General features: G+C 71.2%; 11 protein-coding genes. 4 read left to right on the top strand and 7 right to left on the bottom strand.

The genetic code is table 11. From position 1 onward, the window contains the following. Positions 1–90: 90 nt before the first annotated feature. The 7 genes from murD to rsmH form a co-directional block, all read right to left on the bottom strand. Positions 91–1,530 carry a UDP-N-acetylmuramoyl-L-alanine--D-glutamate ligase gene (gene murD, locus PBV52_RS11880; RefSeq protein WP_274238294.1) on the bottom strand — a complete coding sequence of 480 codons (1,440 nt, stop codon included), beginning with the start codon at positions 1,528–1,530 and terminating at the stop codon, positions 91–93. After that, positions 1,512–2,585 carry a phospho-N-acetylmuramoyl-pentapeptide-transferase gene (gene mraY, locus PBV52_RS11885; protein WP_274238296.1) on the bottom strand — a complete coding sequence of 358 codons (1,074 nt, stop codon included), beginning with the start codon at positions 2,583–2,585 and terminating at the stop codon, positions 1,512–1,514. The genes murD and mraY overlap by 19 nt, the downstream gene beginning before the upstream one ends. After that, positions 2,582–3,988, bottom strand: coding sequence for a UDP-N-acetylmuramoyl-tripeptide--D-alanyl-D-alanine ligase (gene murF, locus PBV52_RS11890; protein ID WP_274238297.1), 1,407 nt, complete (start codon positions 3,986–3,988; stop codon positions 2,582–2,584). The genes mraY and murF overlap by 4 nt, the downstream gene beginning before the upstream one ends. Before the next feature lie 4 nt (positions 3,989–3,992). Then, positions 3,993–5,534: a UDP-N-acetylmuramoyl-L-alanyl-D-glutamate--2,6-diaminopimelate ligase gene (locus PBV52_RS11895; RefSeq protein WP_274238298.1), complete on the bottom strand. Its 1,542-nt coding sequence runs from the start codon at positions 5,532–5,534 to the stop codon at positions 3,993–3,995. Positions 5,535–5,706: 172 nt separating this feature from the next. Continuing rightward, the gene (locus tag PBV52_RS11900) at positions 5,707–7,668 is read right to left on the bottom strand and encodes a peptidoglycan D,D-transpeptidase FtsI family protein (RefSeq protein WP_373921851.1); all 1,962 of its coding nucleotides are present in this window, start codon (positions 7,666–7,668) and stop codon (positions 5,707–5,709) included. Between the two features lie 5 nt (positions 7,669–7,673). Then, positions 7,674–8,273 carry a septum formation initiator family protein gene (locus PBV52_RS11905; RefSeq protein ID WP_274238300.1) on the bottom strand — a complete coding sequence of 200 codons (600 nt, stop codon included), beginning with the start codon at positions 8,271–8,273 and terminating at the stop codon, positions 7,674–7,676. Positions 8,274–8,342: 69 nt separating this feature from the next. Then, on the bottom strand, positions 8,343–9,299 hold the full coding sequence (rsmH, locus tag PBV52_RS11910) for a 16S rRNA (cytosine(1402)-N(4))-methyltransferase RsmH (RefSeq protein ID WP_274238301.1): 957 nt from the start codon (positions 9,297–9,299) through the stop codon (positions 8,343–8,345). 419 nt (positions 9,300–9,718) lie between these two features. Here rsmH and PBV52_RS11915 point away from each other — a divergent pair, with 419 nt between their 5' ends. The 4 genes from PBV52_RS11915 (at position 9,719) to PBV52_RS11930 (ending at position 15,321) form a co-directional block, all read left to right on the top strand. Next, the gene (locus PBV52_RS11915) at positions 9,719–10,267 is read left to right on the top strand and encodes a carbonic anhydrase (RefSeq protein WP_274238302.1); all 549 of its coding nucleotides are present in this window, start codon (positions 9,719–9,721) and stop codon (positions 10,265–10,267) included. A gap of 259 nt (positions 10,268–10,526) precedes the next feature. Beyond that, entirely contained in the window at positions 10,527–11,567 is a 1,041-nt protein-coding gene (locus tag PBV52_RS11920) for a MoxR family ATPase (protein ID WP_274238303.1), read from the top strand. Then, on the top strand, positions 11,567–12,940 hold the full coding sequence (locus PBV52_RS11925) for a DUF58 domain-containing protein (protein WP_274238304.1): 1,374 nt from the start codon (positions 11,567–11,569) through the stop codon (positions 12,938–12,940). Before PBV52_RS11920 ends, PBV52_RS11925 begins: the two co-directional genes overlap by 1 nt. Next, positions 12,937–15,321: a DUF3488 and transglutaminase-like domain-containing protein gene (locus PBV52_RS11930; protein WP_274238305.1), complete on the top strand. Its 2,385-nt coding sequence runs from the start codon at positions 12,937–12,939 to the stop codon at positions 15,319–15,321. Before PBV52_RS11925 ends, PBV52_RS11930 begins: the two co-directional genes overlap by 4 nt. Positions 15,322–15,715 lie beyond the last annotated feature (394 nt).

The following is a 15,715-nucleotide window of genomic DNA, read 5'->3' on the forward strand; positions in this document are numbered from 1 at the left end:
CCCGCCATGGGCGTACGTACTGGCCGGCCACATCCGAGTCACGCGTCCCTCCAAGGGTCCCGAAGCACCCGCAGTGGCCGAGACCCGGCGTCAGGCGCCCGCGCCGAGTTCGCGAACCGCCTCCGCGAACGCGTCACCGCGCTGGTTGTAGTTGGCGAACATGTCCATCGAGGCACAGGCCGGGGCAAGGAGCACCGTGTCGCCGGGCTGTGCGAGGCCCTTCGCCTCCTGGACTGCCGCGAGCATCGCCCCAGTGTCGGTCCGGTCGAGGTCGACGACGGGTACTTCCGGCGCGTGTCGCGCGAGGGCTTCGCGGATCAGGCCTCGATCGGCGCCGATGAGGACGGCTCCGCGAAGCCGCTTTGCCGACTTGGCGACCAGTTCCTCGAAGACGGCGCCCTTCGCGAGCCCGCCCGCGATCCACACGATGGACTCGTAGGCCGCCAACGAGGCCTCCGCCGCGTGCGTGTTGGTGGCCTTGGAGTCGTCGACGTATGCGACCTGGGCCACGTCCGCCACGTGCGCGATGCGGTGGGCGTCCGGAGTGAAGGCCCGCAGGCCGTCCTGTACGGCCTTGGGGGGCACCCCGTAGGCCCGGGCGAGGGCTGCTGCCGCGAGGGCGTTGGCGATGTTGTGCGGGGCCGGCGGGTTGACGTCGGCGACCTCGGCGAGCTCCTGGGCGTTCTTCTGCCGGTCCTCGACGAAGGCGCGGTCGACGAGGATGCCCTCCACGACGCCGAGTTGGGACGGGGCCGGGGCGCCGAGGGTGAAGCCGATGGCCCGGCAGCCCTCCTCGACGTCCGCCTCGCGCACCAGGTCCTCGGTGGCCTTGTCGGCGACGTTGTAGACGCAGGCGATGCGATTGCCCTCGTAGATACGGCCCTTGTCGCGCGCGTACGCGTCCATGGAGCCGTGCCAGTCCAGGTGGTCCGGTGCCAGGTTCAGGACGGCGGCGGAGTGGGCGCGCAGGGAAGGCGCCCAGTGGAGCTGGTAGCTCGACAACTCCACTGCGAGGACGTCGTACTGCTCCTCGCCGAGCACCGCGTCGAGGACCGAGACGCCGATGTTGCCGACGGCGGCGGTGCGCAGACCGGCGGCCTTCAGGATGGAGGCCAGCATCTGGGTGGTCGTGGTCTTGCCGTTGGTGCCCGTGATCGCGAGCCAGGGGGCGGCGTCGGGGCCGCGCAGCCGCCAGGCGAGCTCCACGTCGCCCCAGACGTCGACGCCGGCCTCGCGGGCCGCCGCGAACAGCGGCTTGTCCGGCTTCCAGCCGGGTGCGGTGACGATGAGCTCGGTGCCTTCGGGCAGGGTCGCGCCGTCGCCGAGGCGGACGGTGATGCCGAGCGCCTCCAGTTCGGCGGCCTGCTCACGCGCGCGTGCGTCGTCGCCGTCGTTGACGACCGTGACGAGCGCCCCGCGCGCGTGCAGCACCTTGGCCGCCGGGATGCCGGAGACGCCGAGTCCGGCGACGGTGACGTGCTTGCCCTGCCAGTCGAAAGGCTCCGAGGAGGTCACTTTTCTGCTGCCCATCCCGCGTAGAAGAGACCCAGGCCAACAATCACACAGATGCCCTGGATGATCCAGAAGCGGACCACCACAAGCACTTCCGACCAGCCCTTGTGTTCGAAGTGGTGCTGGAGCGGTGCAATCCGGAAGACGCGCTTGCCGGTGAGCTTGAAGGAGCCGACCTGGATGACGACCGACATGGTGATGAGGACGAACAGACCGCCCATGATGGCCACCAGGAGCTCCGTGCGGGAGCAGATGGCCAGGCCCGTGAGGACACCGCCGAGCGCGAGCGAACCGGTGTCGCCCATGAAGATCTTCGCGGGCGAGGTGTTCCACCACAGGAAGCCCAGGCAGGCACCCATCAGCGCCGAGGCGATGACCGCCAGGTCGAGGGGATCTCTCACCTCGTAGCAGGCGCCCGGGTTGGTCAGGGTGCCCGCGTTGGCACAGGACTCCTGGAACTGCCAGACGCCGATGAAGGTGTAGGCGCCGAAGACGAGCACGGAGGCGCCGGTGGCCAGACCGTCCAGACCGTCGGTGAGGTTCACGCCGTTCGACATCGCGAGGATCATGAACAGCGCCCAGACCACGAACAGGATCGGGCCGATCTTCCAGCCGAAGTCCGTGATGAACGACAGCCGCGTCGAGGCGGGGGTGTTGTCGCGGGCGTCCGGGAACATCAGCGCGAGCACCGCGAAGGCGACGCCGACGATCAGCTGGCCGGCCATCTTCGCCTTGGCCCGCAGGCCCAGCGAACGCCGCTTGACGATCTTGATGTAGTCGTCGAGGAAGCCGACCAGACCCATGCCGACCATCAGGCCGAGCACCAGCAGACCCGAGTAGGTCGGGGCGTAGCCGGTGATGATCTTGGACAGGAAGTAGGCGATGACCGTCGCCAGGATGAAGGCGATACCGCCCATCGTCGGCGTACCGCGCTTGCTGGCGTGCCCGCGCGGGCCGTCTTCGCGGATGTACTGGCCGTAGCCCTTGCGGGCCAGCAGCTTGATCAGCAGCGGGGTGCCGACCAGGCTCAGGAACAGGCCAATGACTCCTGCGAACAGGATCTGCTTCATCATCGGGCGGAAACCTCACCCTCGGCACCGGTCTCGACGAGCGCCTGCGCCACGCTCTCGAGCCCGACCGACCGGGACGCCTTCACGAGCACGACGTCCCCTGGGCGCAACTCGCTGCGCAACAGGTCGACCGCCGCCTGTGCGTCGGACACGTGCACCGACTCCTCACCCCACGAACCCTCGTTATATGCACCCAGTTGCAGCCAGGAGGCTTCTCTTCCCCCGACCGCGACGAGCTTGCCGACATTGAGCCGGACGGCAAGCCGTCCGACCGCGTCGTGCTCGGCGAGCGCCTCGTCCCCGAGCTCGGCCATCTTGCCGAGCACCGCCCAGGTCCGCCGCCCCTTGCCCATGGCCGCGAGCGCGCGCAAGGCGGCTCGCATGGACTCGGGGTTCGCGTTGTAGGCGTCGTTGACGATGGTCACGCCGTCCGGGCGCTCGGTGACCTCCATACGCCAGCGGGAGAGGGAGCCCGCCTCGGAGAGCGCGGTGGCGATCTCACTTGCGGACATGCCCAGCTCATGGGCGACGGCGGCCGCGGCGAGCGCGTTCGACACGTGGTGCTCACCGTACAGGCGCATGGTCACTTCGCTTGCACCGGAGGGTGTGCGAAGGCTGAAGGCAGGCTGTCCGGTGTCCGTGAGTCGCACGTTCTCGGCGCGTACGTCCGCTTCGCCGGACTCTCCGAAAAGGATCACCTTCGCCTTCGTACGGGATGCCATGGCCCGTACGAGAGGATCGTCGGCGTTGAGAATCGCGGCGCCGTCCTCGGGAAGAGCTTCCACGAGTTCGCCCTTGGCCTGCGCGATCTGCTCGCGGCCGCCGAACTCGCCGATGTGGGCGGTGCCGACGTTGAGGACGAGGCCGATCTTCGGGGGCGTCAGATCCGTGAGGTAGCTGATGTGGCCGATGCCGCGGGCGCCCATCTCCAGCACGAGGAACTGCGTCTCCTCGGTGGCGGTGAGCGCGGTGAGCGGCAACCCGATCTCGTTGTTGAGCGAGCCCGGTGTGAACACCGTCGGCGCCTTGCTGCGCAGCACCTGGGCGATCAGGTCCTTGGTGCTGGTCTTGCCGGCCGAGCCGGTGAGGGCGACGAGGGTCGCGCCGAGGCGTCGTACGACATGACGCGCGAGGGCGCCGAGGGCCGTCTGGACGTCGTCGACGACGATCACGGGCACGCCGACGGGGCGCTGGGCCAGCACGGCCACCGCGCCCGCCCGGACGGCCTGGTCCGCGTAGTCGTGGCCGTCGACGCGCTCCCCCACGAAGGCGGCGAACAGACTGCCGTCCTTCACCTGCCGGGAGTCGATGACGACGGGCCCGTGCACCTGCGCCGACGGATCCGGTATGTCGTGCGTCTGCCCGCCGACGACTGAGGCGATCTCGGCGAGAGAGAGGGCGATCACAAGTTCATCCCTGGGTCTTCTGGATGGCTTCTCGAAGCACCTGGCGGTCGTCGAAGGGACGGACCACCCCGGCGATGTCCTGGCCCTGCTCGTGGCCCTTGCCCGCGACGAGCACGGTGTCCCCGGGCCGCGCGCGGGCGACGGCTGCGGCGATCGCGGCGGCCCGGTCCTCGAAGACCTGGACCTCGCCGCGCTCGTGTACTGGCACGGACGCCGCGCCCTGGAGCATGGTTGCGAGGATCGCGAGGGGGTCCTCGGAGCGGGGGTTGTCGGAGGTCAGTACGGCGGTGTCGGCGAGGCGGGCCGCGGCGGCGCCCATCGGCGCGCGCTTGGTCGTGTCACGGTCCCCGCCGCAGCCGAGCACGACGTGCAGGCTGCCCTCGGTGACCTTGCGGAGCGCCTTGAGCACCGATTCGACGGCGTCGGTCTTGTGGGCATAGTCCACGACCGCGAGGTACGCCTGCCCGGCGTCCACCCGCTCCAGGCGGCCCGGCACGCCCGGCACGGCGCCGATGCCGTCGGCGGCGGCCTGGGCGTCGAGGCCGGCGGCGGCCAGGGCGGTGATGGCGGCGAGGGTGTTCGCCACGTTGAAGGGGCCCGCGATCGGCGACCTGGCGGCGATCCGCTCACCCTTGGGGCCGACCGCGGTGAACGTCGAGTCCATGGGGCCGACTTCGACGTCCTCGGCGCGCCAGTCGGCGTCCGGGTGCCCCTCGGCGGAGAAGGTGACGACCGGGACGGTCGCTTCCTTGGCGAGCCTGCGGCCGTACTCGTCGTCGAGGTTGACGACGCCGAGTTTGCTGCGTTTCGGGGTGAACAGCTGCGCCTTGGCCCGGAAGTAGTCCTCCATGTCGGAGTGGAACTCCATGTGTTCCGGGCTGAGGTTGGTGAACACGGCGATGTCGAAGACGCAGGCGTCGACCCGGCCGAGGACCAGCGCGTGGCTGGAGACCTCCATGGCGACCGCCTCCACGCCGCGTTCGCGCATGACGGCGAACAGGGCCTGCAGGTCGGTGGCTTCGGGGGTGGTGCGCTCGGACTTGATGCGCTCGTCGCCGATGCGCATCTCGACCGTGCCGATCAGTCCCACCCGTCGCCCATCACCGCCCTCGACGGACTTGAGGGCACCCTCGACGAGATACGCCGTGGTGGTCTTGCCGGAGGTGCCGGTGATGCCGATCTGCAGCAGGTCGCGGCCGGGGTGGCCGTAGATCGTGGCCGCCAGCTCGCCCATCTGCCCGCGCGGGTCGTCGACGACCAGGACCGGCAGGCCGGTCGCGGCGGCGCGCTCGGCGCCGGTCGGGTCGGTCAGCACGGCGACCGCGCCGAGGCCCGCGGCCTGCGTGACGAAGTCGGCGCCGTGCAGGCGGGCGCCCGGGAGGGCGGCGTACAGATCGCCGGGGCGGACGGCGCGCGAGTCATGGGTGATGCCCGTGACCTCGACGGCGTCCGCGCGGTCCGGCGCGGCGGCACCCAGCTGATCGGCGAGTTCCGCGAGGGGTGTGGCGGAGACCTGCGCCGGCCTGGGCGGCCCCGGGTATGTCACGGATGCGCCCTTCTGGGTGGTTTGGGACTGATCAGCGTGTGGCACGGCGGTGAGCGTACCGGGCGCACCCGCCTGGGAGCGAAGTGAGGGGCGGGGCGCGCCCTGGTTCCCGGAGTCGGGGGTGATCGTTGTCACGAGGTGGTTCCTGGCTGCTCGGTGCTGATCAGGGTGGTCAGGGTTTGTAGGAGACCGGGAGCTTCGCGGGCTTGGCCCCGGTCGGCGGGATCTGGAGGGTCTTCAGGGCGAACTCCATCACCTTCTTGTAGATGGGGCCGCAGATCTGGCCGCCGAAGTAGTTGCCCGCGGTGGCGTTCTGGATGGCGCAGTAGACCGTGATGCGGGGCTTGTCCGCGGGCGCGAAGCCGGCGAACGACGACGTGTAGCCGCGGTACTTGCCGGTGGCCGGATCCACGCGGTTCGCCGTACCCGTCTTGCCCGCGACCCGGTAGCCGGGGATACGCGCCTTGGTGCCGGTGCCCTCCCTGTCGCCCACGACCGACTCCAGCATCTGGGCGAGGGTCTTCGCCGTCTTGGCGCTGATGACCCTGGTCTTCTTGGGTGCCGGGGCGTCGGTGAACTGCCCGTCGGGTCCCTGGGTGCCGCGCACGAGCGTGGGTTCGACGCGTACGCCGCCGTTGGCGATCGTCGAGTAGATCGAGGCCGCCTGCATCGCGTTGAGGGACAAACCCTGGCCGAAAGGAATCGTGTACTGCTGCGAGGTCGACCACTTGTCCGGCGCGGCGAGGATGCCCCGGGTCTCGCCGGGGAAGCCGAGGCCGCTGTAGCTGCCGAGGCCGAACCTGCGCAGGTAGTCGTAGAGGACCTTGTTGACCTGCGGCTGGGTCCTGCCCAGCTGGCCGGTGGCCAGGATGGTGCCGATGTTGCTGGACTTGGCGAGGACACCGTTGAGCGTCAGGAACCAGGTCGCGTGGTCGATGTCGTCCTTGAAGAGCCGGTCGCCGCGGTGCAGCCGGTTGGGTACGACGACATACGTGCCGGGCGTGGCCACGCCCTCCTCCAGCACGGCGGCCATCGACATGACCTTCGCGGTGGAGCCGGGCTCGTAGGCGTCCTGGACGGCCGCGTTGCCCATGTTCTCGCCGCTGGCCGCGGAGAGGTCGTTCGGGTCGAAGCCGGGCGAGTTGGCCATGGCGAGGATCTCGCCGGTGCGGGTGTCCTGGACGATCACATAGCCGCGGTCCGCCCTGGACTTCGCCACCTGCTCGCTGATCGCGTTCTGCGCGGCCCACTGGATGTCGCGGTCGATGGTGAGCTCGACGTCGCTGCCGGGCACGGCGGGCGTCTCGGTGGAGCCCGCGGTGGGGACCTGGCGGCCGCCGGACTGGGCGTAGCGGATCTCGCCGTCCTTGCCGGACAGCTGCTTGTTCAACTGCTGCTCGATACCGCCGCCGCCCTTGCCGTCGGCGTTGACCCAGCCCAGTATCCCGGCGGCGAGATCGCCGTTCGGGTACACGCGCTTGCTGCTGGCGACCGAGAGCACGCCCGCGAGGACGTTGACCGTGCTCTTGTCCCGCTCGGCCTTGGTGGCCAGCGCGGACTTCAGGTCCTTGATCTGCTTCCAGACCTGGGGGGTCTGGCGGCTCGCCAGCAGGGTGTAGCGCAGGTTCTTGTTCGCGGGCCGGAGCTTCTTGACGATCGCCTCCGGCTCCTGGCCGAGAATCGGCGCGAGGAGGGCGGCCGCCTGCTCTGGGCCGTCGTCGATCTTCAGCTGTTCGCGGCTGAAGAGCGTGGGGTCGGCCGTGATGTCGTAGGCGTCCACGCTGGTCGCCAGTGCCACGCCGTTGCGGTCGGTGATGCCGCCGCGCACGGCGGCCAGGGTGTAGCCGACGTACCGGTTCTTCTCCGCCTTGGCGGCATATGTGCTCGCGTCGACGGCTTGCACCTGGAGCAGCCGTACGACGAAGGCGATCAGGACGAGGGTCAGGGCCAGGCTGACCATGCGCAGCCGGGGGCGGGGGCTGCCGAGCCGGATCTTGGCGGGGGGCATGGGGCGCGACCGTGCCGGACGGCCGGCCGGGCGGGCCGCGGGGGCCGGGCGCCGCTGGGCACCACCGGAGCGGGCGGGCTTGGCGGGTCCGGGCACGCGGCGGCGCGGCGGTTCCCTGTCGGACACTTCCGTCACCTGCCGGGGGTCGGGTACGTGGAGGACTGGGCGGACGGGATGGGCTGCTGGGCGGGGGCTGCGTTCTGGGGCACGCCGGGGGCGACTTCAGGGGCCTCGTGCCCAGGCACGGCGGGGGCGCCCGCGGGGTCCGACATGGTGGGTGCCGGGCTGGGCGTCGGGGGCACCGGGGGCTCGTCTGCGAGGGCCTCGGGGGCGAGGACGAGCGGGACGTAGTCGGAGGTCTGGTCGGCGGGCGCGGGGCTGGCGAAGCCCTTGACCGTGCCGTCGGGGCCGAGGAAGGCGGGGTCGCCGCCGGGGACCATGCCGAGTTCCCGGGCGCGGCGCTGGAGGGCGTCGGGGGCGGAGTAGGCGTCGATGTCCCGCTGGAGGGACTGCTCCTCGTCGGTGAGGGCCTTCGAGTCCCTCTTCAGGTCGTCGAGTTTGAACGCGCCCTCACTGAGGGCGGAGTTCAGCACGAGGAGCCCGATGAGGCCGCCGCCGAGAAGGACGACGACGAGGAGGACGAAGGGGGCACGGGCGGCCTGCCCGGCCCCGGTGGGGAAGAGCCGCGCGAGCCTGGCGGCACGCCCCCTCAGTTCGGGTTTCCTACTCACTCACGCTCCCCCGGGTCCGGTTCTCCAACTGACGGGTTCGATTCCTGGATCCGGACGCCCACCCCTGCTTCACTCCACGTCCTCCCTGATGCGCTCGGCCCCACGCAGGCGTGCCGGTGCCGCGCGCCGGTTGTCGGCGACCTCTTCCTCGGTGGGAAGTTCGGCACCGCGGGTCAGCAGCTTGAGCCGGGGCTGGTACTGCTCGGGGACGACGGGCAGCCCGGGCGGGGCGGTGTTGGCGGCGCCGGCCGCGAACACCTGCTTGACCAGCCGGTCCTCCAGCGAGTGGTACGACAGGACGGCGATGCGTCCGCCGACGTCGAGTGCCTTCACGGCGGCCGGGATCGCCCGCTCCAGGACGGAGAGCTCGCCGTTGACCTCGATGCGCAGCGCCTGGAAGGTGCGCTTGGCCGGGTTGCCGCCGGTGCGCTTGGCGGCCTGCGGCAGCGCGTCCCGGATCAGCTCCACGAGCCGCGCGCTGTTGCTGAACGGCTCCTTCTCGCGCTCGCGCACGATGGCGCCCACGATCCGCTTGGCCTGCTTCTCCTCGCCGTACGCGCGCAGGATCCGCACCAGCTCACCGGGCGGGTAGGTGTTGAGGACCTCGGCGGCGCTGACGCCGGTCGTCTGGTCCATGCGCATGTCGAGGGGGGCGTCCTGGGCGTAGGCGAAGCCGCGGTCGGCCTCGTCGAGCTGCATGGAGGAGACGCCGAGGTCGAACAGGACGCCCTGCACGCGCGCGATGCCCAGCCTTTCCAGGACGTCCGGGAGCTCGTCGTAGACGGCGTGCACGAGGCTCGCGCGCTCGCCGTACGGCGCGAGCCGCTCGCCGGACAGGCGCAGGGCCTCCTTGTCGCGGTCGAGGGCGACGAGGCGGGCCTCGGGGAACTGCTGCAGGAGAGCCTCGCTGTGGCCGCCGAGTCCGAGCGTGCAGTCGACGACCACCGCTCCCGGCCGCTGCAGGGCGGGAGCCAACAGGTCCAGGCACCGCTGGAGCATCACCGGGACATGTCGACTCTGGCTCAAGGGGCCCTCTCAGATCCGGCGAGGCGGTACGCACCGCCGGGTCCCCGCCCGCTCGTGAAGGGGAGGCCTGCCGGCGCCGGAAGCGTCAGCCGGCCGGGAGCGGGAGGAGGCCGAGCCGTACGTACGCGCCGCGCACGTGGGGAGATCTCCGGAAAATCGCCGGGGTCTCCGGGGAAATCAGTCCAGCAGGGAGTCTCGCCTCCCGCTTCGCGTCACTTTAGTCCACCGTGTCGCGCGGTCAATCAACCGGCCTGCGCGTCGCGCTCCGGCGTGATCCTGACGCAACAAGCCGGGAAAAATCACTCACACGGACACACCCGCCTCACTCCTGTGGGTTACCTCACAGTGAGCACGTGATAACGCTCTTTTTCCCTTCTCACGACAGGACCGGAAACGCCGTGACCAGTACCGTCATGGGTATGACGACTTCTGCATCGGTTCCCGCAGGTCCCGAGGGCGCCATAGCCCCCCGAGGCACGGTCACCGACCGTCTCGTGGAAGCCAACGAGCGGTACGCGGCCGCGTTCACCGACCCCGGGATGGACGCCCGCCCCGTGCTACACGTCGCCATCGTGGCCTGCATGGACGCCCGTCTCGACCTGCACGCCGCGCTCGGTCTGGAGCTCGGCGACTGTCACACCATCCGCAACGCGGGCGGCGTCGTCACAGATGACGTGATCCGCTCCCTGACCATCAGCCAGCGGGCGCTCGGCACCCGCAGCATCGTCCTGATCCACCACACAGGCTGCGGCCTGGAGAACCTCACCGAGGACTTCCGGCACGAGCTGGAGGACGAGGTCGGCCAGCGACCCGCCTGGGCGGTGGAGGCCTTCCGGGACGTCGACCAGGACGTACGGCAGTCGATGCAGCGCGTGCGCACCTCGCCGTTCCTGCTGCACACCGACGACGTGCGGGGCTTCGTCTTCGACGTGAAGACGGGTCTGGTGCGCGAGATCGACCCCGCGTAGCGGTCGCACGGCCCCCGCGTAACCATCCGCCGCACCTGTCGTTCCGCTGTCAATTCCGGCTCCGGCGTGCCCAAAAGGCCGTAAGGCCCGACATATCGCAGGCAGTTGTCCACAGGCGAGTGACACGAATCGGTAACGGCAGCAAGAATGCGGGGGTGGCAACACGCGGAACGTTTCATGCGTGGTGTCCGTGTTCCAGGGGAGGACCGGTCCGCGTCGTAGAGCGTCGGCCCGGAAAGAACGGGCCGAGGAGGGCCGGGTGACGACCTATGACGATCGAGCGAGCCTCACTGATCTGACCGCCACTGTGGAGCGTGTCCGCAGTTCGGTGGAAGGAGTGATCGAGGGCAAGCCCGAGGTCGTACGGCTTTCGCTGACCGTACTGCTCGCCGAGGGACATCTTCTGATCGAGGATGTTCCCGGCGTGGGCAAGACCATGCTCGCGAAGGCGTTGGCGCGGTCCATCGACTGTTCGGTGCGGCGTATCCAGTTCACGCCCGACCTGCTGCCGTCGGACATCACGGGCGTGTCCATCTGGGACCAGCAGCGCAAGGACTTCGAGTTCAAGCCGGGCGCGATCTTCGCCCAGATCGTGATCGGGGACGAGATCAACCGCGCGTCGCCGAAGACGCAGTCCGCGCTCCTGGAGTCCATGGAGGAGCGCCAGGTCACGATCGACGGCCAGACCTACGAGCTGCCGAGCCCCTTCATGGTGGTGGCCACGCAGAACCCGGTCGAGATGGAGGGCACCTACCCGCTGCCCGAGGCCCAGCGCGACCGCTTCATGGCCCGCGTCTCCGTCGGCTACCCCAGCGTGGAGGCCGAGCTGCAGATGCTGGACGTGCACGGCGGCGCCTCGCCGCTGGAGGACCTGCAGCCGGTGGCGCACGCGCACGACATCGTGAAGCTGATCGACGCCGTGCGCGGCGTCCACGTCGCCGAGCCGGTCCGCCGGTACGCGGTCGACCTGGTCACCGCCACGCGTACCCACCCGGACCTCAGACTCGGCGCCTCCCCTCGCGCGACGCTGCATCTGCTGCGCGCGGCGAAGGCGTCCGCGGCCCTGAGCGGCCGGGAGTACGCGCTGCCGGACGACGTGCAGGCCCTCGCCGTGGCGGTCCTGGCCCACCGTCTGCTGCCCACCGCACAGGCCCAGCTGAACCGTCGTACGTCCGAGCAGGTCGTCCAGGAGATCCTGCAGCGCACCCCGGTGCCCGCCGCGCCCCAGCAACAGAGCGGCTTCGGGGGCCTGGGCCGCGGCACTCAGGGTTACGGCCAGCAGCCGCCGCGGAGGCTGTGATGACCTCCGGCAGTACCGGCCAGGCTGAGCCGGACCGCGGTGAGCAGAGCGGGCTGCGCACCGCACTGGCCGGTCTGACCACGCGCGGCCGCTCCTTCCTGGCCGCCGGCGTCGCGGCCGCCGTCTGCGCCTACGTCCTCGGCCAGAGCGACCTGCTGCGCGTCGGGCTGCTGCTCGCCGTGCTGCCGCTGGTCTGCGCGACCGTGCTGTACCGCACCCGCTACCGGGTCGCGGGCAGCCGCCAGCTCTCTCCCGCGCGCGTGCCCGCGGGCAGCGAGGCCCGCGTCCATCTGCGGATGGACAACGTCTCCCGGCTGCCCACGGGGCTGCTGATGCTCCAGGACCAGGTGCCGTACGTCCTCGGCCCGCGCCCCCGCTTCGTGCTGGACCGGGTGGAGGCGGGCGGCCGCCGCGAGGTGTCCTACCGGGTGCGCTCCGACCTGCGCGGCCGCTATCCGCTGGGCCCGTTGCAACTGCGCCTGAGCGACCCGTTCGGCATGTGCGAGCTGACCCGGTCCTTCTCGACGTACGACACCCTGACCGTGATCCCGCGCGTGGAGCCGCTGCCGCCGGTGCGCTTCAGCGGGGAGGCGAAGGGCTACGGCGACGGGCGGCAGCGCTCGCTCGCGCTGGCCGGCGAGGACGACGTGATCCCGCGCGGGTACCGCTACGGCGACGACCTGCGCCGGGTGCACTGGCGGTCCACCGCGCGCTACGGCGAGCTGATGGTGCGCCGCGAGGAGCAGCCGCAGCGCTCCCGCTGCACCGTCCTGCTGGACACCCGGGGCCTGGCCTTCCAGGGCGCGGGCCCGGACTCGGCCTTCGAGTGGGCCGTGTCCGGCACCGCGTCCGTGCTGGTCCACATGCTCGAGCGGGGCTTTTCGGTACGGCTGCTGACCGACACCGGCAACTCGGTCCCCGGCGAGGGCGCCGACGGGTTCGCGGGCGCGAGCCAGGAGTCGGCGGACGCGGCCGGGCTGATGATGGACACCCTCGCGGTGATCGACCACTCCGACGGTACGGGTCTGTCGCGGGCGTACGACGTGCTGCGCGGCGGCAACGAAGGGCTGCTGGTCGGGTTCTTCGGCGACCTCGACGAGGAGCAGGCGACGGTCGCCGCCAAGATGCGGCAGCGCAGCGGTGGCGCGGTGGCCTTCGTGCTGGACAGCGGGGCCTGGGTGCGGGAACCCACCGATGTGCCCGGCGCGTTGGACAGGAGCGAGGAGCGGCTGCGGTTGCTGCGGGAGGCGGGCTGGACGGCCCTGAGCGTGCCGCGGGGCGCTTCGCTGAACGAGCTGTGGCGCCAGGCGGACCGAGCGCGTACGGACGCCACCGTGACCACTGGGGCGCGGGGCGAGGGGGGACCGGCATGAGCGGGCGGACACGGATGACGCTGTGCGCCGCGGCGGCCACACTGTTGGCGTCCTGTGCCCTGCTGCCGCTGGTCTCCCCGGTCACCTGGCTGATTCAGGCGATCTTCCTGCTGGCGATCCAGACCGGCGTGGGCATGGCGACCCGGCGGGTGCCGCTGGCGCGGCCCCTGACGGTGGCCGTGCAGGCCCTCGCCGCGCTGATGCTGCTCACCCTGACCTTCGCCAACAAGCAGGCGATCATCGGAGTGATCCCCGGCCCTGAGGTCTTCCGTCACTTCGCCGACCTGCTGCAGGCCGGCGCGGACGACGTCAGCCGGTACTCGATCCCGGCGCCACTGTCCGACGGCATCCGGCTGATGCTCATCGGCGGCGTCCTGATCATCGGTTTGGCCGTGGACACCCTCGCGGTGACGTTCCGCAGCGCGGCCCCCGCCGGGCTGCCCCTGCTGGCGCTGTACTCCGTGGCCGCGGGGCTGTCCGACGGCGGCGCGGACTGGCTGTGGTTCCTGGTCGCCGCCGCGGGTTATCTGATGCTGCTCCTGGCCGAGGGCCGCGACCGGCTCTCGCAGTGGGGCCGGGTCTTCGGCGGGGCTCCAAGGACGCCGGGCGGAGAACCCAGCGGCGTGGTGGCGCCGGTCCGCACCGGGCGGCGCATCGGCGTGGTCGCCCTGGGCATCGCCCTGTTCGTACCGCTGGCCCTGCCCGCGATGAACGGCGGCCTGCTGGGCGCCGCGGGCACGGGCGTGGGCTCCGGCAGCGGAAGCGGGGGCACGATCTCCGCGGTGAACCCGCTGGTGTCACTGCGCGACAGCCTGAACGTGGACGAGGACCGCGAGGTCCTGTCCCTGAAGACCAACACGGCCGACATCTCGGACCTGTATCTGCGGATCGTGTCCCTGGACGACTTCGACGGCACCACCTGGCAGCCGGCCAAGCGCGACATCCAGGCCGTACCGGACCGGTTCCCCACACCCATCGGCCTCGGCGCCGACGTCCGGCGCGCGGAGGTCGAGACGACCATCTCGGCCGCGGACTGGTACGCCCAGAACTGGCTGCCGATGCCCTACCCGCCGAGCGGCGTGAGCATCTCGGGCAGGTGGCGGTACGAACCGCTGGGGATGACGGTCGTCGGCGACCGCCGCCAGACCACACGCGGGGCGACGTACACCGTGCGCAGCCTCGATGTACAGCCGACGGCGAAGCAGCTCGCCGAGGCTCCGGAGCCGCCCGCGGCCCTGAAGCGCGAGTTCACCGAGCTGCCCGACTCGCTGCCCGCGGTGGTCGCCCAGACCGCGCGCGAGGTCACCGAGGGCGCGACCAGCCACTACGAGCAGGCGGTCAAGCTCCAGGAGTACTTCGCCGTGACGGGCGGGTTCCAGTACGACACCAACGTCAAGGTCGGCAGCGGTAGGCAGGCGATCGCCCGCTTCCTGCGGGACAAACAGGGCTTCTGCGTCCACTTCTCCTTCGCGATGGCGGCGATGGCTCGCTCGCTCGACATACCGGCCCGGGTCGCGGTGGGCTTCGCGCCCGGCACCCCGCAGGGCGACAGCTCGGTCTCGGTGGGGCTGAAGGACGCACACGCCTGGCCCGAGCTGTACTTCGAGGGCGTGGGCTGGACCCGCTTCGAGCCGACCCCGACCCGGGGTTCGGTTCCGTCGTACACCCAGTCGGACACGCCCGGCTCCACGCTCCCGGACGTGGCACGGCCCTCGCAGTCGACGAGCACGGGGCCGTCCGCCTCGCCCTCGACGAGCGAGAGCTGCGCGGGGCAGAAGCCGGAGCTGTGCGCGAGCGAGTCCCCTCAGGCCGCGCTGGCCACGGATGACGACGGCCCGAAGTGGTACGTCGTTCTGGCGTGGGTGCTCGGCGGGCTGGCGGCGCTGCTGATCCCGTTGGCGCCCATGCTGTGGCGGTTGCGGACACGGGCGGTACGGCTGGGAGCGCATGGCCGCACGGCGGCGGACGCATCGCTCCACACCATGGCGGTCTGGCAGGAACTCACCGACACCGCCTGGGACTTCGGCATCCCGCCGGACGACTCCCAGACCCCCCGCAAGACCGCCGCCCGCATCGTCCGCCTGGGCCACCTCGACCCACCGGCCGCGGCCTCGGTTCACCGGGTGGCCGACGCGGTGGAACAGGTCCTCTACGCCCCTGCTCCCCGCCCGACGGCCGGCCTCGCGGAGGATGTCCGCCTCGTCCTGTCCGACCTCGAGTCCAAGGCCAGGTGGACGACAAACCTGCGCGCCCGCCTGGCCCCGCGCTCCAGCGTGCGGGTGATCTGGGCCGCGTCGGACTGGTGGACCGACATCAAACGACGCGCTGCCACCGCCCGACCGACACTGCGCAGGCCGTCGACGCCTGGGCAGCGGGGGTGATCGGGCGCTGGGGGTGAGGTTGCGGTGCGAGGCCGGGGTGGGGGTGCGCGCTTCAGGCCGAGCGGAGGCACAGGCTGCGGGCTGGGTCGGAGGCGCGTGCCTTGAGCCGCCTCCCTCGTGCCCAGGCCTCGGTCGCGCCCGGGCCTCGCTCGTGCCCAGGCCTCACTCCGGCCCCCGCCTCCACTCCGGCCCCCGCCTCACTCGGGCCTAGGCGCCGTTCCAGCCCGCCCGTCACTCGCGCCCGGGCCCCACTCCAGTCCGCACCCCACCCCGGCCCGGATCTCAAGCTGACGGTGGCCGTGGTGCCCGGCCCTGGAGAGCTGGGACGGTTCGCTCAGCAGAGCTGAGGACGGCACGGGCCGGAGGGACCAGAGCTACAGGTGCGGGTCGGGCC

The organism is Streptomyces sp. T12 (genome assembly GCF_028736035.1).
Taxonomy (GTDB): Bacteria; Actinomycetota; Actinomycetes; order Streptomycetales; family Streptomycetaceae; genus Streptomyces.